The 17,609-nt window shown below is 61.7% G+C and carries 22 protein-coding genes; 4 read left to right on the forward strand and 18 right to left on the reverse strand.

Features of this window, described 5'->3' with window-relative positions:
* Positions 1-5: 5 nt before the first annotated feature.
* Genes phnF through phnC form a run of 4 tightly spaced genes read right to left on the reverse strand, consistent with a single transcriptional unit; the run spans position 6 to position 3,447 of the window.
* Complete coding sequence (gene phnF / locus AC07V4_RS10735; RefSeq protein WP_492636341.1) at positions 6-710, reverse strand: phosphonate metabolism transcriptional regulator PhnF; 705 nt, start codon at positions 708-710, stop codon at positions 6-8.
* Between the two features lie 35 nt (positions 711-745).
* On the reverse strand, positions 746-1,528 hold the full coding sequence (gene phnE / locus AC07V4_RS10740) for a phosphonate ABC transporter, permease protein PhnE (RefSeq protein WP_016978496.1): 783 nt from the start codon (positions 1,526-1,528) through the stop codon (positions 746-748).
* 51 nt (positions 1,529-1,579) lie between these two features.
* On the reverse strand, positions 1,580-2,581 hold the full coding sequence (phnD, locus tag AC07V4_RS10745; RefSeq protein WP_492636340.1) for a phosphonate ABC transporter substrate-binding protein: 1,002 nt from the start codon (positions 2,579-2,581) through the stop codon (positions 1,580-1,582).
* Between the two features lie 32 nt (positions 2,582-2,613).
* Complete coding sequence (phnC, locus tag AC07V4_RS10750; protein WP_492636339.1) at positions 2,614-3,447, reverse strand: phosphonate ABC transporter ATP-binding protein; 834 nt, start codon at positions 3,445-3,447, stop codon at positions 2,614-2,616.
* A 212-nt stretch (positions 3,448-3,659) separates the two neighbouring features.
* Between phnC and AC07V4_RS10755 the strand changes: the two genes are divergently transcribed.
* Positions 3,660-4,082 carry an NUDIX hydrolase gene (locus AC07V4_RS10755; protein WP_492636338.1) on the forward strand — a complete coding sequence of 141 codons (423 nt, stop codon included), beginning with the start codon at positions 3,660-3,662 and terminating at the stop codon, positions 4,080-4,082.
* Positions 4,083-4,356: 274 nt separating this feature from the next.
* Here AC07V4_RS10755 and AC07V4_RS10760 read toward each other — a convergent pair whose 3' ends face one another.
* From AC07V4_RS10760 to ccmA, 10 genes are all read right to left on the reverse strand, one after another.
* The gene (locus AC07V4_RS10760) at positions 4,357-4,752 is read right to left on the reverse strand and encodes a hypothetical protein (RefSeq protein WP_492636337.1); all 396 of its coding nucleotides are present in this window, start codon (positions 4,750-4,752) and stop codon (positions 4,357-4,359) included.
* Positions 4,753-4,767: 15 nt separating this feature from the next.
* The gene (ccmI, locus tag AC07V4_RS10765; protein WP_492636336.1) at positions 4,768-5,952 is read right to left on the reverse strand and encodes a c-type cytochrome biogenesis protein CcmI; all 1,185 of its coding nucleotides are present in this window, start codon (positions 5,950-5,952) and stop codon (positions 4,768-4,770) included.
* A complete protein-coding gene (locus AC07V4_RS10770; protein ID WP_492636335.1) occupies positions 5,945-6,418 on the reverse strand; it encodes a cytochrome c-type biogenesis protein in 474 nt (157 codons plus the stop codon). Before AC07V4_RS10770 ends, ccmI begins: the two co-directional genes overlap by 8 nt.
* Positions 6,415-6,951: a DsbE family thiol:disulfide interchange protein gene (locus tag AC07V4_RS10775; protein WP_492636334.1), complete on the reverse strand. Its 537-nt coding sequence runs from the start codon at positions 6,949-6,951 to the stop codon at positions 6,415-6,417. The genes AC07V4_RS10770 and AC07V4_RS10775 overlap by 4 nt, the downstream gene beginning before the upstream one ends.
* Positions 6,948-8,936: a heme lyase CcmF/NrfE family subunit gene (locus AC07V4_RS10780; RefSeq protein ID WP_492636333.1), complete on the reverse strand. Its 1,989-nt coding sequence runs from the start codon at positions 8,934-8,936 to the stop codon at positions 6,948-6,950. The genes AC07V4_RS10775 and AC07V4_RS10780 overlap by 4 nt, the downstream gene beginning before the upstream one ends.
* A 3-nt stretch (positions 8,937-8,939) precedes the next feature.
* Positions 8,940-9,407 (reverse strand): cytochrome c maturation protein CcmE, encoded by a 468-nt coding sequence (gene ccmE / locus AC07V4_RS10785; RefSeq protein ID WP_492636332.1) that lies wholly within the window; start codon positions 9,405-9,407, stop codon positions 8,940-8,942.
* Positions 9,404-9,580 carry a heme exporter protein CcmD gene (gene ccmD, locus AC07V4_RS10790; protein ID WP_061435869.1) on the reverse strand — a complete coding sequence of 59 codons (177 nt, stop codon included), beginning with the start codon at positions 9,578-9,580 and terminating at the stop codon, positions 9,404-9,406. The genes ccmE and ccmD overlap by 4 nt, the downstream gene beginning before the upstream one ends.
* Positions 9,577-10,332: a heme ABC transporter permease gene (locus AC07V4_RS10795; RefSeq protein ID WP_431753578.1), complete on the reverse strand. Its 756-nt coding sequence runs from the start codon at positions 10,330-10,332 to the stop codon at positions 9,577-9,579. The genes ccmD and AC07V4_RS10795 overlap by 4 nt, the downstream gene beginning before the upstream one ends.
* An 85-nt stretch (positions 10,333-10,417) precedes the next feature.
* Positions 10,418-11,086, reverse strand: coding sequence for a heme exporter protein CcmB (ccmB, locus tag AC07V4_RS10800; RefSeq protein ID WP_492636331.1), 669 nt, complete (start codon positions 11,084-11,086; stop codon positions 10,418-10,420).
* Positions 11,083-11,718: a cytochrome c biogenesis heme-transporting ATPase CcmA gene (ccmA, locus tag AC07V4_RS10805; protein ID WP_431753576.1), complete on the reverse strand. Its 636-nt coding sequence runs from the start codon at positions 11,716-11,718 to the stop codon at positions 11,083-11,085. The genes ccmB and ccmA overlap by 4 nt, the downstream gene beginning before the upstream one ends.
* A gap of 200 nt (positions 11,719-11,918) precedes the next feature.
* On the opposite strand from ccmA, the gene fliK reads away from it, so the two are divergent.
* Together fliK and AC07V4_RS10815 are read left to right on the forward strand one after the other, a co-directional pair.
* Positions 11,919-13,496 carry a flagellar hook-length control protein FliK gene (gene fliK / locus AC07V4_RS10810; RefSeq protein ID WP_492636330.1) on the forward strand — a complete coding sequence of 526 codons (1,578 nt, stop codon included), beginning with the start codon at positions 11,919-11,921 and terminating at the stop codon, positions 13,494-13,496.
* Positions 13,493-13,822 carry an EscU/YscU/HrcU family type III secretion system export apparatus switch protein gene (locus AC07V4_RS10815; RefSeq protein WP_492636329.1) on the forward strand — a complete coding sequence of 110 codons (330 nt, stop codon included), beginning with the start codon at positions 13,493-13,495 and terminating at the stop codon, positions 13,820-13,822. The genes fliK and AC07V4_RS10815 overlap by 4 nt, the downstream gene beginning before the upstream one ends.
* 1 nt (position 13,823) lies before the next feature.
* Here AC07V4_RS10815 and AC07V4_RS10820 read toward each other — a convergent pair whose 3' ends face one another.
* The 4 genes from AC07V4_RS10820 to moaB form a co-directional block, all read right to left on the reverse strand.
* Positions 13,824-14,024, reverse strand: coding sequence for a hypothetical protein (locus AC07V4_RS10820; RefSeq protein ID WP_492636328.1), 201 nt, complete (start codon positions 14,022-14,024; stop codon positions 13,824-13,826).
* Entirely contained in the window at positions 14,005-14,910 is a 906-nt protein-coding gene (locus tag AC07V4_RS10825; protein WP_495029363.1) for a hypothetical protein, read from the reverse strand. Before AC07V4_RS10825 ends, AC07V4_RS10820 begins: the two co-directional genes overlap by 20 nt.
* Positions 14,911-15,180: 270 nt before the next feature.
* Positions 15,181-16,407 carry a molybdopterin molybdotransferase MoeA gene (locus tag AC07V4_RS10830; RefSeq protein ID WP_492636326.1) on the reverse strand — a complete coding sequence of 409 codons (1,227 nt, stop codon included), beginning with the start codon at positions 16,405-16,407 and terminating at the stop codon, positions 15,181-15,183.
* Positions 16,391-16,930, reverse strand: a complete 540-nt coding sequence (moaB, locus tag AC07V4_RS10835) for a molybdenum cofactor biosynthesis protein B (protein WP_071496276.1) — start codon at positions 16,928-16,930, stop codon at positions 16,391-16,393. The genes AC07V4_RS10830 and moaB overlap by 17 nt, the downstream gene beginning before the upstream one ends.
* Positions 16,931-17,006: 76 nt before the next feature.
* Here moaB and mobA point away from each other — a divergent pair, with 76 nt between their 5' ends.
* Entirely contained in the window at positions 17,007-17,609 is a 603-nt protein-coding gene (gene mobA / locus AC07V4_RS10840; RefSeq protein WP_492636325.1) for a molybdenum cofactor guanylyltransferase MobA, read from the forward strand.

Here is a 17,609-nt window from a genome sequence, read left to right on the forward strand (position 1 = left end):
TCCATTCAAGTCACCACTTGGTACTGGAAGCGATCCGAACGGCTGGTGGACTGCGCCAGCTCCACCGGCTGGCCGTCGCGATCGCGGGAAAGGGTGAAAACAGTGAGGGCCGGCAAATGCCGGGGCATCATCAACAGCGCGGCTTCATCACGGTTAGGCAACCGCGCACCGATCAGGCTTTGGGTGCGGGTCAGCGGCAGGTCACGCTCGCGCAGGTACTGGCGCAAAGAACCGCCGTTGTAGTCCGCCAGCAACAGCGCACGGCTGGCGCAGTAACGATGGCGGATCAGGCTGACAGGCTGGTGGTCGAGCTTGCGCAGGGTTTGCAGTTCGATCATCGGCGCCATCTCGGCGATACCCAGTTGCAGCGCTTCATCGCGGCTGGCGTAGCAGTAACGGCGCTTGAGCAACACCGCCTCGACGCCGACACCCTGGGCCGACAGTGATTGGCTGTAGGAGGTCTCGGCGCCCATCGGGTAGATCAACGGGCGGTCGAGCACCTGGGTGCCCTTGCCCTGGCGGCGCAACAGGCTGCCCTCGAACACCAGCTCATCGATGGCGCGGCGCAAGGTGTGGCGGTTGACGCCAAAACGCTCGGCCATGTGTACCTCGCCAGGCAGGAAGTCGCCGGCGCTGTAGCTGCTCAGTTCACGGCGCAGGATGTCTGCGAGTTCGCGGTACACCGGCTCTTTTTGTCTAGACAACTGCATGCTTAAAAAAAGCGCCTCGCGGCCCCCCTCCGATGTCAGATGAACTGCTTGCGCAGGCGTTGGGACAGCACGTCGATCAAGCTCACCACCACGATGATCACCAGCAGCACCGCGCAGGTTTGTACGAACTGGAAGGCCCGAATGTTTTCCCAGAGGATCACGCCGATACCGCCGGCACCGACCATCCCGACCACCGTGGCCGAGCGCACGTTGGCTTCGAAGCGGTACAGCGCATAGCTCACCCACAGCGGCATCACTTGGGGGATCACGCCGTAGATCACTTCCTGCAAGGCACTGGCACCGGTGGCGCGCACACCTTCAACAGGGCCTGGGTCGATGGCTTCGACGGCTTCGGCAAACAGCTTGGCGAGCACGCCGGTGGTGCTGATCCACAGGGCGAGGACACCGGCAAATGGGCCGAGGCCGACGGCGACCACGAACAGCATGGCGAAGACCATTTCGTTGATGGAACGGAAGGCGTCCATCACGCGGCGTAGCGGTTGGTGGATCCACCAAGGGGTGATGTTGTCGGCGCAGAGAATGCCCAGCGGCACTGAGCAGACAATCGCCAACACCGTGCCCCAAAGGGCGATTTGCACGGTGACGATCATCTCCTTGAGGTACGAGCGCCATTCGTGGAAGTCCGGCGGGAAGAAGTCGGCGGCGAAGGTCGCCATGTTTCCGGAATCGCGGTACAGCGCCAGCGGGTTCATTTCCGCGCCGTGCCAGGCCCAGGCCAGCAGGACCAGGAACAGGCCCCAGCCGAGGTATTGGGGCCAGGTGCGTTTGCCGACGGCTTCAGCGTGCAACGTTGTCATGGTTGTCCTCGATCAAAATGTGGGAGCTGGCTTGCCAGCTCCCACAGGGGGTTAGCCGTTGGCTGCAGTTTTCTTGTCCAGCTCGGTGATGCGTTGTTGCAGCTTGGCCAGGTCAGCGTCGATATCCGCCAGCTTCTTGGCCTTGTCCGCCGCTTCCAGCTTGTTGTCGGCACTGATGGTGGTGCGCTGCTTGAACAACTCCAGCTGACGGATCGGCAACAGTTGGTCATCGTTGGACGTGAGGAACTTGCCCAGCTGCATGTTCTTCAACACCGCCTTCTCTTCATCGGTATCGCCGTAGTGGGCAAAGAAATCGCGGATCTTGGCTTTCTCGCTATCGCTCAGGGCCTTGCTCCACACCATCGGGTCGGCGGGGATCAGCGGCGACTTCCAGATCACCTTGAGCATGGCCGCTTTGTCCGGCTGGGTGACTTCAAGACGGTCCCAGCTTTCGGTGTTGAATGTGGCGACATCCAACTGCCCCTTGGCCACGCTCAACGCGTTCACTTCATGGCTGGAATTGAGGGTGCGTTTGAAGGCGGTGGCGGCATCCACATTGTTCTTGGCGAACACGTAATAGCCCGGCACCAGATAGCCCGAGGTGGAGTTCGGATCACCGTTGCCGAAAGTCAGGCTCTTGGCGTTCTTGAGCATGTCGTCGACGCTGTTGATCGGGCTGTCCTTGCGCACGATCAGCACGCTCCAGTAGCCGGCAGCGCCATTGGCGGCGGCGGTCTGGGCGAAGATCTCGCCGTTCGAACGGTCCACCGCTTCCATTGCCGCCTTGTTGCCCAGCCAGGCCACGTCGACCTTGTTGAAACGCATGCCCTGGATCAGGCCGGCATAGTCGGAGGCGAAGGTGGCGTTGATGGTCAGGCCGGTCTTCTTGTGCATGTCATCCAGGAACGGCTGCCAGATGCTCTTGAGGTTCTGCGAAGACTCGGTGGACATGATGCCGAAGTTGATAGCCTTGTCGGCGGCATGGGCATTGCCCAGCGCCACACTGGCCAGCAACACCGCAGACAGAAAGACGTGACCGATACGGTTCAACATGGAAAGGATTCCTGTAGGTCGTGAGTAGGGTTTCAAGCGCGCGCCAAGGCCAGCCGAGGTGTGGCTTCGGTATGGCGGGTCTGGTCGGAAAACATCAGGCTGGTGTCGACGTCGGCACCGTACAAATCGTTGAGGAACTGGCTGCTCATGGCACTGCCCTGCCCGTCGAAATGAATGCGCCCACCTTTGAGCGCCACGGCCCGTGGGCAATAACGCATGGCGTAATCGACTTGATGCAGGGTCACCACCACGGTCTTGCCGTCGCGGCGGTTGATGTCGGCGAGGATCTCCATGACCTTGCGCGCTGACTCCGGATCTAGCGAGGCGATGGGCTCATCGGCCAGGATCACCTCGGCGCGCTGGGTCAATGCACGGGCAATCGCCACGCGCTGCTGCTGGCCACCGGACAAGGTCGAAGCCCGCTGCGCGGCCAGATCGGCCAGGCCAACGCGTGCCAGGGATTCCATGGCGAAGGCTTTCTCTTCGGCATTGAACAAGCCGAGGTTGCCACGCCAGCGCGGCATGCGGCCCAGGCAACCGAGCAACACGTTATCGAGCACGCTCAGGCGGTTGACCAAGTTGAACTGCTGGAAGATGTAGCCGATGTCCGCGCGCAAGCACCGCACCTTGCCACTCAACCGCCCACTGGCCTGCACCTCCCGGCCCAGCACCTTGACGCTGCCGCCGTTGCTCTTGTCGCAACACGCCAGGCCCGCCAGATGGCGCAACAACGTGGACTTGCCGGAACCGGAAGCGCCAATCAGCGCGACCATTTCACCTGAAGCAATGGTGAGTTCGAGGTCGACCAGTGCGGATTTCTTCGCAAAAGTCTTGTTCAAATGATCGACATGGATAGCGTGAGTCATGGGCTTCTCTGTCTTGTTTGAACAGCCGGGGAATGGCTGCGGTTGAGTTCAAACGACAGTAGGCGCGGCAGGTGTCAGCCCTATGACTTGCATGTGACGGCACAAGGGTGGTTTGGTGAAGGTTTTATGAAAGGTTGGCGGTGACTGTAGGACTGATCACACTGATCATGGCTATACACTCAGCCGGACTAAAACAGGGAAGACAACACTCGATGATCATCACCAAAGCATGCCCCGTCGTGCTTCGTACAAGACAATCCTTGGAAGTCCTGGCCTTCGAACACCCACTGGCCGGTTTTCAGTTGGTCAAAGGCAGCGTGGAGCCAGGTGAAACCAGCGCTGCCGCCGCTGTTCGTGAGTTACGTGAAGAAGCCGGAATCACCGGCAAGGTGATAGGCGACTTGGGGACTTGGCAGGCAGCCGACACTGGGCATCACTGGGCATTTCATCAATGTGAAGTGAGGATGGACCTTGCGGATGGTTGGGTACATTTTGCGCATGATGATGGAGGGCATGAGTTTCGGTTTTTCTGGCATTCGTTGAGCAGCGAGCCTACCCAAGAATGGCACCCACTCTTTCAGAACGCGTTGGCGTTCCTCAGAACACGCCTCAGTGTGTTTGGAACGGTGGGATAGTTGCGAGTACGGCGAGGTGCTGGCGGTGGTGCAGATGATTGAAATTGCGCAGTTATTGATGGACCAGGCGCTGAATCGGGAGTGTCCGGTGGCCTAACAGCCGATGAGGTCTCCTGTGGGAGCTGGCTTGCCTGCGATGGCGATATACCTGCAACCGATTCGGCGCCTGACACACCGCCATCGCGGGCAAGCCCGGCTCCCACAGTTGATATTCATTGGATTGAAGAGCGTGTTTCACAGGCATGAAAAAGGCGACCCGAAGGTCGCCTTTTTGTCATTGCGCGTATTGCTTGCTCAACCCCGGCGGCACGCCGTGCACGTCGGTTTCTTCCCACGGCCCGTTCGGGCTGATCGAGCGGCTCCAGCCGTTGCTCCAGCGGTAGTAAGTGCGCTGGCGGTAGAAGGTGTCGGGCTGGTCGTCCAGCACATACACCTGCATCTTGCCATCCCAATGGCTGGCGGCACCCGGTGGTGGCGCGAAGGTCGGGGACTTGCTCGGGACAGGTTTCGGTACTGGGATCACCGGGCCGGAGGGTTTAGTGCTGGGCTGGGTCGACGGGCCAGAGGGTGGAATCGTCGGGCCAGTGGGCGCCGGAGGTGGGCGGTGGACCGCACAGGCGCTCAAGCCGAGAACGAGGCTGAGCAAGGTGATGCGTGCAAATGCGGTCATGGGCGTTTCCTCGAATTACTTGTCCGGACTGTCGATGGTCAGCTGCTGCAGCGCAGTCGTGCTGCTGGCCAAGGGTTGGCTGCGGCCGATCCACTCGCCAGTGGTCGGCTGACCGGCCCGGGATATGCGCGCAACCAGTTGGACTTCGGGAAAGTTGGACAGTTTCAACTGCGGCATCATTGCGTCAGCATCACCCAGTTCCACCGTGACGGGCAGTTCGGCGACGGTGACGCGCTTGGCTGCCAGCGGCGCCGGTGGGCCGCTTACGGCACGGGCGAAGATGAACACGCTATCGGTCGGCCGGGCTTTGGCCTTGACGTCGGGCGCCAGGTCCACGCGCACTTTCAGCGCGGTTTTTTGCGCCACGGTGCCACCGCTTTCTTTCAGCTTCTCGGCCGCGCGGTCGATGCCGCCTTGCAGGGCGGCGCGGGAGTTGTCTTCCGCTGGCAGTTGGGCCAGCAGGCGGTTCCAGTAGTCGATGGCTTCCTGATAGCGCTGGCCTTCAAACGCTGCGATACCCAACAAACCGAGGCTGGTGACCTCTTTCGGGTCCAGCTTGAGTGCCTCGTCGGTCAGCGCCTGTACCTTGGGCGACCACTGTTTGTTGTCGGCAAAGTACTGGGCCTGGGCCCACTGGCCGAGCAGTTCCGGCTGGCGACCGGCCAAGGCCACGGTGCGCTCGAAGACCTTGGCTGCATCGGCGGAGCGGTCCTGGGCCATATAGGCGCGCCCCAGGAAGTACAGGCCTTCCGGCGAATCCGGCTGAGCGGCGGCGGCGCGTTCCAGGCGGTGGGTCATGTCTTGCATGGACACCGGTGGCTGGGAGAATTCGCGGGTCAGTTCGACCTTGTCGCTGGCGCCAAAATGCAGGTACAGGCCGAGCCCCAACACGGGGACCAAGACAGCGGCAAGTAACGGCAGTGGTTTACCGAGGCGCGATTCGCGGGGTTTTTCCACGCCTTCGGTGTCGGCCAGCAATTCGCGGGCGGCTTCGGCGCGGCCGGTGTCGAGTTGGGCGGCATTGAGCACGCCTTCGTCCTGCTGCACTTGCAGCTCGGCCACGCGTTCTTGGTAGAGCGCCACGTTCAGCGCAGTGCGGTCCTCTTCACGCTGGGCGCGACGGTCGCGCAGTACAGGGATCAACAGGAAACTCAGGGCAATCAAAAGCAGCAAGCCGGCTGCGAGCCAGAAATCAATCATCAGTCTTGGTGTCCAGCAATTGGTCGAGACGTTTGCGCTCTTCAGGGGACAGCGCGTCGGAGCCATCGGTTGGCGCGGCGCGGCGACGGCGGACAATCACGGCCATGACCACCACGCCAATGAGCAACAGCCCGGCAGGTCCGAACCAGAGCAGTGCGGTCTTGCCGGTGAGGGCCGGTTTGTAGCGCACGAAATCACCGTAACGGTCGACCATGAAGTCGATGATCTGCTGGTTGTCCTTGCCCTCTTCCAGCATGCGGAAGATTTCCTTGCGCAGGTCAGCAGCGATCGGAGCGTTGGAGTCGGCGATGTCCTGGTTCTGGCACTTGGGGCAGCGCAGTTCCTTGGTCAGGTCGCGGAAACGCTCGCGCTCGGCGTCGTTGGCGAATTCGTAGGTGTCGATGGCGGCGTGGGCGATGCCGGCCAAACCCAACGCCAATACAGCGGCGGCCAACAAACGCTTCATGGCTTGGCCTCATCGACCAGGGCCTGGTACTTGGCCGCCAATTGCTCGCGCCACACCACTTCGTCGATCACGCCGACGTACTTGTCGCGGATCACGCCCTTGGCGTCGATGAAGAAGGTTTCCGGGGCACCGTACACGCCGAGATTCAGGCCGAGGTTGCCGTCTTCATCGCGGATATCAATCTGGTACGGGTTGTGAAACTCCGCCAACCATTTCAAGGCCGCGGCGTTGTCGTCCTTGTAGTTGATGCCGTAGATCACCACGCCTTTCTCGGCCAGTTTGTTCAGCACCGGGTGTTCGACGCGGCAAGAGATGCACCAGGTGGCCCACACATTGACCAGTGCCGGTTTGCCCAACAGGTCGGCCTGGGTCAGGGTCTTGTCGCCCTGCACCGTCTGCAGGCTGAAAGCCGGGAACTGTTTGCCGATCATCGCCGAGGGCAGTTCAGCGGGGTCCAGGTACAAGCCGCGATACAGGAACACCGCTACCACCAGAAATGCCGCCAGCGGCAACACCATCAACCAACGCTTCATGCCGCCGCTCCTTGCAGACCGAGGGCTTCACGCACCCGGCTTTTTACCTTGACCCGATAACGCCGGTCCAACGCGGCCAGCAAACCACCCAACCCGGTGAGCAGGCCGCCGAACCAGATCCAGCGCACGAACGGTTTCACATGCACCCGCACCGCCCAGGCGCCTTCGCCCAGCGGTTCACCCAGTGCCACATAGAGGTCGCGGGTGAAACCGGCATCGATGCCGGCTTCGGTCATCATCGAACTCTGCACGGTGTACAGGCGTTTTTCCGGGTGCAGCACGGCCACTTCCTTGCCGTTGCGCACAACGCGCACGGTGCCTTTGTCTGAGGTGAAATTAGGGCCTTCGAAGTGCTTGGCACCTTCGAAAATGAAGTGGTAACCGGCCAGGTCCATGGACTCGCCCGGTGCCAGGCGCAGGTCGCGCTCGGCACTGTTCTGGCTGGACAGCACCACACCCAGGGCGCACACGGCGATGCCGATGTGGGCGATCTGCATGCCCCAGTAGCTGCGGGTCAATGTCGGCAAACCTTTGATCAGGCCTTTGTGGCGGGTCTTGTCGAAAATATCGCGCACGCCGGCCAACAGCACCCAGGCAGCAAGCAAGAAGGTAGCGAGCACCGCCCAGTTGAAGTCGCCGTAGGCGATACCGGCGATGACCGCCAAGGCCACGCTGCCCAGCAGGACCGGCATCAACATGCCAGCCAGCCACTTAACCGGCGTGTCCTTCCAGCGCACCAGCACGCCGACCGCCATCACCACCATCAACAAGCCCATCAACGGGATGAACAACGCGTTGAAATAGGGTGGGCCAACGGACAACTTGGCACCGCTCAAGGCATCCAGCACCAGTGGGTAGAGCGTACCGAGCAGGATCATCGACGCGGCCACCACCAGCACCAGGTTATTGCCCAGTAGCAGGGTTTCCCGCGACCACAGGTTGAAACCGACCTGGCTCTTGACCACCGGCGCGCGCAGGGCGAACAGGGTGAGCGAGCCGCCGACCACAAAGAGCAGGAAGATCAGGATGAACACGCCGCGCTCCGGATCGGAGGCGAACGCATGAACCGAGGTCAGCACGCCCGAGCGCACAAGGAACGTGCCGAGCAGGCTGAGGGAGAACGCCGCGATGGCCAACAACACGGTCCAGCTCTTGAACACGCCGCGCTTTTCGGTAACGGCCAGGGAGTGAATCAACGCCGTGCCCACCAGCCAGGGCATGAAGGACGCGTTTTCCACCGGGTCCCAGAACCACCAGCCGCCCCAACCGAGTTCGTAGTAGGCCCACCACGAGCCGAGGGTGATGCCAATACCCAGGAAAGCCCAGGCGACGATGGTCCATGGCCGCGACCAGCGCGCCCAAGCGGCATCGAGACGACCGCCGAGCAAAGCGGCGATGGCAAAAGCGAAGGCCACCGAGAAACCGACGTAGCCCATGTAGAGCATCGGCGGATGCACGATCAGACCAATGTCTTGCAACAGCGGGTTGAGATCGTGACCGTCCACTGGAATCTGCGGCAGGATACGGCTGAACGGGTTGGAGGTCATGATCAGGAACAGCAGGAAGCCGATGCTGATCATGCCCATCACCGCCAGTACTCGAGCCAGCATGACTTGCGGCAATTGCCGCGAGAATACCGACACGGCAAAGGTCCAGCCGCCGAGGATCAACGCCCACAGCAGCAAAGAACCCTCGTGGGCGCCCCATACGGCACTGAACTTGTAGTACCAGGGCAATGCGCTGTTGGAGTTGTTTGCAACATAGGCAACGGAAAAGTCGTCGGTCATGAAAGCGTAGGTCAGGCAGCCGAAGGCAAACAGCAGGAACGCAAACTGGCCCCAGGCGGCCGGCTGCGCCAGGCTCATCCACAGGCGATCGCCGCGCCAGGCGCCGAGCAACGGCACCACAGCTTGCACAATGGCAAAGCACAGGGCGAGGATCATCGCCAACTGGCCCAGTTCTGGAATAAACAGTGCGGACGTCATGGCTTAGCCCTCCTTGGCTGGAGCTGCAGTTGTATCAGGCGCGGATTGGCCGCTGTCTTTGAGGGCCTTGGTCACTTCCGGCGGCATGTATTTTTCATCGTGCTTGGCCAGCACTTCATCGGCCACCACGACGCCATCGGCGTTGAGTTTGCCCAGGGCGACGATGCCCTGGCCTTCGCGGAACAGGTCCGGGAGGATGCCGCGGTAGGTAATGGTCACGGCCTTGTTGAAGTCGGTGACCACAAAGGTCACGTCGAGGGAGTCGGCAGAGCGTTTGAGCGAGCCTTTCTCCACCATGCCGCCAGCGCGGATACGCGTGTCCAGCGGAGCTTCGCCGTTGGCGATTTGAGTCGGGGTATAGAACAGGTTGATGTTCTGCTGCAGGGCGCTCAAGGCCAGGGCCACGGCAATGCCGACGCCGGCCAGGATGGCAAGGATGATCAACAGACGCTTTCTACGCAGCGGATTCACTTTTCGGTCTCCCGGCGCAGACGACGCGCCTCTTGTTGCAGGTAACGTTTGCGGGCCAGGATCGGCGCGGCAACGTTGAGGGCCAGCACCGCCAGGCAAATGCCATAGGCCGTCCAGACATACAGGCCGTGATGGCCCATGGCGAGAAACTCGCTGAAAGAAGCAAAACTCATCCACGTACTCCCAGGCAGCTTTGCACTTCGGCCTTGACCCAACTGGCGCGGGCTTCACGCTTGAGCACTTCGAGGCGCATGCGCATCAGCAGCACGGCGCCGAAGAAGCAGTAGAAGCCCAGCACCATCAGCAGCAGCGGCGCCCACATTTCCACGGGCATCGCCGGTTTTTCGGTGAGGGTGAACGTGGCGCCCTGGTGCAGGGTGTTCCACCACTCCACCGAGTACTTGATGATGGGAATGTTGATCACGCCGACGATGGCCAGCACCGCGCAGGCCTTGGCGGCGCTGTCACGGTTGCTGATTGCATTGCCCAGGGCGATCAGGCCGAAGTACAGGAACAACAGGATCAACATGGACGTTAGTCGCGCATCCCACACCCACCACGAACCCCAGGTCGGCTTACCCCAGATGGCGCCAGTGACCAGCGCCACGGCAGTCATCCACGCACCGATGGGCGCGGCGCATTGCAGGGCTACGTCGGCCAGTTTCATTTTCCACACCAGCCCGACAATGCCGCACACGGCCAGCATCACGTAGCAGGACTGGGCCAGCATGGCGGCGGGCACGTGGATATAAATGATGCGGAAGCTGTTGCCTTGCTGGTAGTCCGGTGGCGCGAAGGCCAGGCCCCAGACCAGGCCGATACCGATCAGCAATACCGCGAAGAGGCTCAACCACGGCAGCAGCTTGCCGCTGATGCCATAAAACCATTTGGGCGAGCCGAGCTTGTGAAACCAGGTCCAGTTCATTGCTGTTTCCATCACGGGCGCTTCTTGTCATGGCAAGAAGCTTAGGGTCTTTACTGGCTGACGTATAACGCCCAGCCAGACCTCATTATTCGCCGACGCTGATCTTCAGGCCGGCCGCTATAGCAAAGGGTGTCAGGGTTACCGCCAGGGCGGTCAGGCTACCAAGCCACAAGAGGTAACCGGTCGCCGGCATGCCCATGAGCGCGGCCTGCAAAGCACCGCTGCCCAGGATCAACACCGGGATATACAAAGGCAGAATCAGCAGGGCCAACAACAGGCCGCCCCGCTTCAAGCCGACGGTCAACGCTGCGCCCACCGCCCCCAACAGGCTGAGCACCGGCGTACCGAGCAACAAGGACAAAAGCAATACCGGCAGGCACGCCACAGGCAGCCCCAGCATCATCGCCAGCAGCGGCGAGAGCAAGACTAGCGCCAAGCCGGAAAAAACCCAGTGTGCCAGCACCTTGGCCAGTACCAGAAGTGGCAGGGGGTGCGACGAAAGGACCCACTGTTCCAGGGAACCGTCTTCGAAATCACTGCGAAACAGCCCGTCCAGCGAGAGCAGGACGGACAACAGCGCGGCCACCCACACCAGTCCCGGAGACAAGGTTTGCAACAGTTTAGTCTCAGGGCCGACCGCCAGCGGGAACAGGGCGATCACGATGGCGAAGAATACCAGCGGGTTGGCCAGCTCAGCCGGGCGACGGCATAACAGCCGCGCTTCGCGGGCGACCAACAGGGCGAATACGCTCATGCCGACCACCGTCCCAAGTCCAGCTCGCGATAACCCGCGGGCATGCGCGCCAGGGTGTGGTGAGTCGTCAGCACGACCAAACCACCCTGCTCGCAATGCCGGGCCAGATGCTCTTCGAGCTGGGCGACGCCTTGCTTGTCGAGGGCGGTGAAAGGTTCGTCGAGAATCCACAGCGGCGGGCCGGGCAGATACAAACGCGCCAGGGCCACGCGGCGCTGCTGGCCAGCGGACAAGGTGTGGCAGGGAACGTCTTCAAAACCCTTGAGGCCAACTGCCGCCAAAGCCTGCCAGATAGCGTCGCGGGATGCAGGGTGATGCAGGGCGCTGAGCCAGCTGAGATTTTCTTCAGCGGTCAGCACATCCTTGATACCGGCAGCGTGGCCGATCCACACGAGGTTGCGCGCGAGTTCGTTGCGTTGTTCGTGGAGGGGCTTGCCGTTGAGCCGAATCTCTCCTGCCGTCGGCTGCATCAACCCGGCCAGCAGACGCAGCAAACTGGTCTTGCCGCTGCCATTGGGGCCGCTGATTTGCACCATGTCGCCACCCGTCAGCCGCAGTTCGAGGTGTTCGAACAACAGGCGCAGGTCGCGTTCACAGGCAAGCGCTACGGCTTCAAGAAGAGGGCTGGTCAAGAGATCGCGGGCCTTTACGGTTCAAGTCGGCGGTGCAGCGGCCGTTATAGAGAGATGCACAATAACGGCTTTGGCGACCGAGTTTAGAGAGCTGGATCAATTAGTTGTGAGGTTTTTACCGCTCTCTCTACAGACGGGCGGCATTATACATGTGATGCCCTACTCTAAAGAGGGCAATTTCCCCAGAGACGACGCGCACGATGACCGGTGAGATCAACCTTCCTCCGCTGCCTCCTACCCCGCCGCCCGGGCCTGCCCCGCTGCCCCCGGCCGGTGAGTTGCTCAAACTGCTGGAGCCGCAGACGGGGCTGATCGACCCTGGAAAAACCGTGAACGCCGAAGTGCTCGCGCTTAAACAAGGTGGCGATACGTTTCAACTGTTGCTCAAGCTGACCCTGGATGGCGGTCGCCAGACCTTAGTCCAAGCCAGCAGTGCTCAGCCTTTGCCGTTGGGGAGCAACGTGGCGGTGAGCCAGACGCCAACGGGCAACCTGACCATCACCCTGCAACAAGCCATGAGCGCCAACGTCGCCGCCCTCACCCGTATCGACACCACCCAAATGCCCGAGGGCACCCTGCTGCAAGCCAAGGTGCTGACCACCCAGATGCTGCCCCAGGGCACCACGCAACCGGCGATCTACCGCTCGCTGGTGAGCGTGCTGAATAATGCCATGGCAGGCACGACCCTTACGGTGGAAAGCCCGCAGCCGCTGCGGGTCGGTAGCTTGCTCAGCGCGGTGGTGCAAAATGCACAAACCCTGAACTTCGTACCCTTGAGCGGGCTCAAGGATCAATTGGCGGTCGCACAGCAGCTCTCGACCCAGCAAAGCCGCCAAGGCTCACTGGATGTAGTCTTCACTGCGCTGCAAAACCTGCCGACTGACGACAACACCTCCGCCGACCTGCGCGCCGCTGCCGCCCGCTTGCTCGCCGCCCTGCCCGATCTGGCCCAGGTCAGCAACCCCAAGGTGCTGGCGCAACTGGTGCAGAACAGTGGTGCTTTTCTTGAAGCCAAGTTGCTGGCCGGGCAAAACCCGCAAACACCTCCGCTGGATATGAAGGGTGCGCTACTGCGCCTGGTCGCCGACCTACTGCCGGCCCTGCCCACGCCCACCAACCTGAACGCCATCCTCGCCGCCAATACCCTGGCCCAGGTGCTGCCCAACTTCGTGCGTAACCCGCTGAATACCCTTGGCCAGATCGGCGCCCGGCAAACACCCGCCGGCTTTCCGCTGCCGGATCGGCTGATGCAGCGCCTGGAAGGCGAAGGCGACCTGGAAAACCTGCTGCGCTTGGCCGCCGCCGCGGTTTCGCGGTTGCAGAGCCATCAGCTGTCGAGCCTGGAACAGACCGGCACCACCGCCGACGGCCGCGTACAAACCACCTGGCAGTTGGAAATCCCCATGCGCACCTTGCAGGACATCGTGCCGTTGCAGGTCAAGTTCCAGCGTGAAGAGCCTGCGCCAGACAAAGACCAACCCGAACGCAAAGAGAAAAAAGACCCCAAGCAGATGCTCTGGCGCGTCGAACTGGCGTTCGACATGGAACCGCTGGGGCCGTTGCAGGTTCAAGCGCAACTGAGCCAGTGCAAACTGTCCAGCCAGTTATGGGCGACCCGGCCATTCACCGCCAGCTTGATCGGAAGCCATCTGGGCAGTCTGCGCGAGCGCTTGGTGACTTCCGGCCTCAATGTGGGCGATCTGGATTGCCATGTCGGCACCCCGCCGCGTGGGCCGCGAACCGGATTGGAACAACGCTGGGTGGATGAAACCGCATGAAAAACGCCAACCCACCCCGCCAGGCGATTGCCCTCAAGTACGACGGCCAGCAGGCACCGACACTCACGGCCAAGGGCGACGATGCCTTGGCCGAAGCCATCCTCAAGCTGGCGCGGGAAAATGAGGTGCCTATCTACGAGAATGCCGAGTTGGTGAAGCTGCTGGCGCGCATGGAACTGGGGGACAGTATCCCGGAGGAGCTGTATCGCACGATTGCCGAGATCATTGCGTTTGCGTGGACGCTGAAGGGCAAGTTCCCAGTGGGGTATAACCCGCACGCCGCGCCGGTAGAGCGCGACGTGACTGAACGTGGGGATGACTACTGAATCAGCCGGGCATCACACCGGCCAACACGCGGGCGGCCACCGACGTGGCAACCGGCTTGCGTTGGGCGTGCTGCTTCAACGCCTGCTCGAATGTCTGCCCCTCGTACCGCCGCAGTGCCGCACCGAATGCGCCGGCCTGCGCTGGCGGAAGTGGAGCAGTGAAGGCCTCGATGAACGGCGCGTCAATGACAGTGTTGAACACGATCGACCTCCGCCTTTATGGAACGGCTATCCCGCGCAGTGACCTTATCGAACAGGGCCTGATCCTTGATCACAAATGCCTCCGTGCCCGGCGCACGCTGGGCGACGAGCACATTCTGCTGACCGTCCCAGGCTGACAGTGAATACTCCTTGAGCTTGCCCTGGTTGTTCTTGACCGACTCGATACTCAGGCCACGATGCTCCAGACCCGCACTGAAAAACTGGCTCAGGACATTGAAGTCCATCACCGCCTCATCGGTGCCGCGCTTGAGAATCCGACAGCACAAGGTCGCGAGGTCCACCTGGATATCGTGGAAATGCAGCTTGGGCTCCTGGCTCAAGCGTGCGATATCCGCGATTTTCTGGTTGAAATCGCTTGGCCACAGGTACAACGCATCCCGCGTCAATGGCTGCCCCAAGTGCTTTTCCATGGACCCCATGAACTGCTGAACCAATGCCGCGCCTTGGTCATGCACCTGCAGCATGCTCGTGCCGGGCATACGGTGCTGGATCATATTCTTCACCGCATCGGTATTGAGCGCGAACTGGCCAGTGAGAAAGGTGGTTTTACCCGCTGATGGCGCACCGCGCACTATCGAGACATCTTGCGACAATGCAGGTGCCGGGTCCTGAAGAATGGACTGAAACTGCGTCAGGTATTTCTCTGCCACCTGTGCCGTAAGGTTTTTCAGGATGTTGGCATTTAGGTTTTCCACCTCGGGCAGCCAGACATTTTTCTTGCCCAGGGCCTGAGCCAACGTCGGCATGCTTTTATCAGCCGCAGTCGGATCGGACCACCTCAGCCGTTCATTGTCCTGCAGCCGTTGCAACTGCCCGGGGTTACGCGTCAGCGCCTGCCAGGAGGTAATACTCGGATCGGCGATCATGCAGGCAAGCCGCTCCCGGTAGTTGTTCTCGGAAAGCGGCCTAACGATCAGTTGATTCAAAACCCCACGTGCCGGGCTTGAATTGATTAACGCTGCCGTGGGCAAGCCGGGCTCGGTGCGAGCGGGTGCCGCCACACCATTAATGGATGTAGCAGATTGGATAGTCATCTTCAGCTCTCCAGTAACCAGAACTCGGAAAACTAGCCTGCCAGCCTGGGTTGGCTCATAGGACTTATCTTGACTAAGTCCACGCCATCGGTGAATTGTGTATCAGCTAAATACCTCACTCAAAGGAATGAAGTTGACCCGGTCGCCGATAGCCAGCGTCGTGCCCTCCAACACCTCCACAAACCCTTCCGCCCACGCCGCACTGCGCAGCACACCGGAGCTCTGGTTGCGGTAGATGATCGCCTTGCCTTGCTCGATACGCCCGCGCAAGTACTCGCGGCGGTTGCCCGCTTGCGGCCAGACGAACCCCACCGGCACCTCGAAACGTAATGGCGCCACGTCTTGCACGCCTTGACGGCGCAGCAGGTAAGGACGGGCCAGCAAGGCAAACGTCACTAAGGTGGAAGCCGGGTTACCGGGCAAGCCGATCACCGGCACACCGCGAAAATGCCCGAAGGTCAGCGGCTTGCCCGGCTTGATCGCCAGCTTCCACAGGGCCAGTTCGCCCTCTTCGCGCAGGGCGATACCGAGGAAGTCCGCCTCGCCCACCGACACACCGCCAGTGGACAGGATCAAGTCGACATCGCCCAGCCCCGCCAAACGTGTGCGGGTTTTTTCCAGATCATCCGGCAGAATCCCGGCATCGACCACTTCGCAGCCCATGCGCACAAGCCAACTGCACAACACACGGCGATTGCTGTTGTAGATCTGGCCCGGGCCCAGCGGCAGGCCGGGTTCGATCAGCTCGTCGCCAGTGGACAACACGGCCACCCGTACACGGCGCACCACGCTCAAGCGGTCACGCCCCAGGGAGGCAGCCAGGCCCAGCTCGATTGGGCCCAGGCGGGTGCCGGCAGCCAGCACACACTCGCCGACCGTGGTTTCCTGGCCTCGGGGGCGGATGTTCTGGTTAATCTGCAATGGCTCGGTAAAGCTTACGCGCTCGTCGCCATGGACCACGGCGTTTTCCTGCATTTCTACGCAGTCCGCGCCTTCGGGCACCGGTGCACCGGTAAAGATTCGCGCACAAGTGCCAGCGGCCAGGGGCTGCGGCGCCTGGCCGGCGAAGATGCGCTGGCTGACCGGCAATGGCGCACCGGTCCAGTCCGACAGCCGCAGGGCATAGCCGTCCATGGCGCTGTTAGGCCAAGGCGGCAAGTCGAGGGTAGAAATCAGGTCTTGCGCCAGCACGCGGCCATCGATGTCCGCCAGGGGTAGCACTTCCTGCTCGCGGATCGGCGTGGCTTCTGCCATGTCCAGCAGTCGTTGCAGCGCCTCTTCCACCGGCATCAGCGCGCCGGTCTTGCCGGGCTTATCCACGGGATTCACAAGGTTCGGCCTGCTTCAGGTGAGGCACGAAGTTGCACGGGCGGTGACGGTTGTCCAACTGCTCGGCGAGGATACCGTCCCACCCCGTGCGCACGGCGTTTGTGGAGCCCGGCAGGCAGCACACCAGCGTGCCATTGGCCAAGCCGGCCAAGGCGCGGGATTGCACGGTGGACGTGCCGATATCGGCCACGGAGATCTGGCGGAACAGCTCGCCGAAACCGTCGACCTGCTTGTCCAGCAGGCAGCTCACCGCTTCCGGGGTGCTGTCGCGGCCAGTGAAACCGGTGCCGCCAGTGATCAACACCACTTGCACCACGTCTTCGGCGATCCAGTGGGCGACTTGGGCGCGGATTTTGTAGAGGTCGTCCTTGAGCAACACGCGCTCGGCCAGAGAGTGGCCGGCGGCGGTCAGGCGGTCGACGAAGACCTGGCCCGAGGTGTCGGTGTCCAGGGTGCGAGTGTCGCTGACGGTCAATACAGCGATGTTCAGGGGTACGAAGGGCGCATCAGCCTTGGCTTTCATGGCTCGGTCCGGTTGTCGAAGGAACAGCCCGATGTTATATCACAGGGCCTTATTTACCTGTCGCAGCGGAACCACCATGCCCCTTGATTATTCGCCCCTGCCCTGTTCGATCCTGTTGTTGGCCGGTGGCCGCGGCCAGCGCATGGGCGGCCAGGACAAAGGCTTGCTGCAATGGCGCGGCCAACCGTTGATTGCACACTTGCAGCGACTGACTCGGCCGCTGACGGATGACCTGATCATCTCGTGCAACCGCAATCATGAGCTGTACGCTCCCTACGCCGACCAACTGGTGAGCGACGACAGCCCGGACTTCCCCGGCCCGCTCGCGGGTATACGTGCGGGCTTGGTCGCCGCACGTCATCAGCACCTGCTGATACTGCCGTGCGATGTCCCGAACATCGATGCACGACTGCTGGCTGATCTGCGTGAGCTTTCGAGTCGCAATCCATTGGTGCCAGTCATGGTCCGACAAGGCGAGTTCTGGGAGCCCTTGCTCTGCATCATTCCCACCGCCCTCAAAAGCCAAGTGGAATGCGCCTGGGATGCCGGTGAGCGAAGTCCGCGCAGCATTATGCTGCAACTGGGTGGCATCGCCCTGGAATGCCCGGCCAATGACCCCCGCCTGGCCAACCTTAATACACCCGAGCTGTTGCACACGAGAACTGGCGTGTCAGAATGA

This window comes from Pseudomonas sp. GW821-FHT03A09 (genome assembly GCF_059421065.1).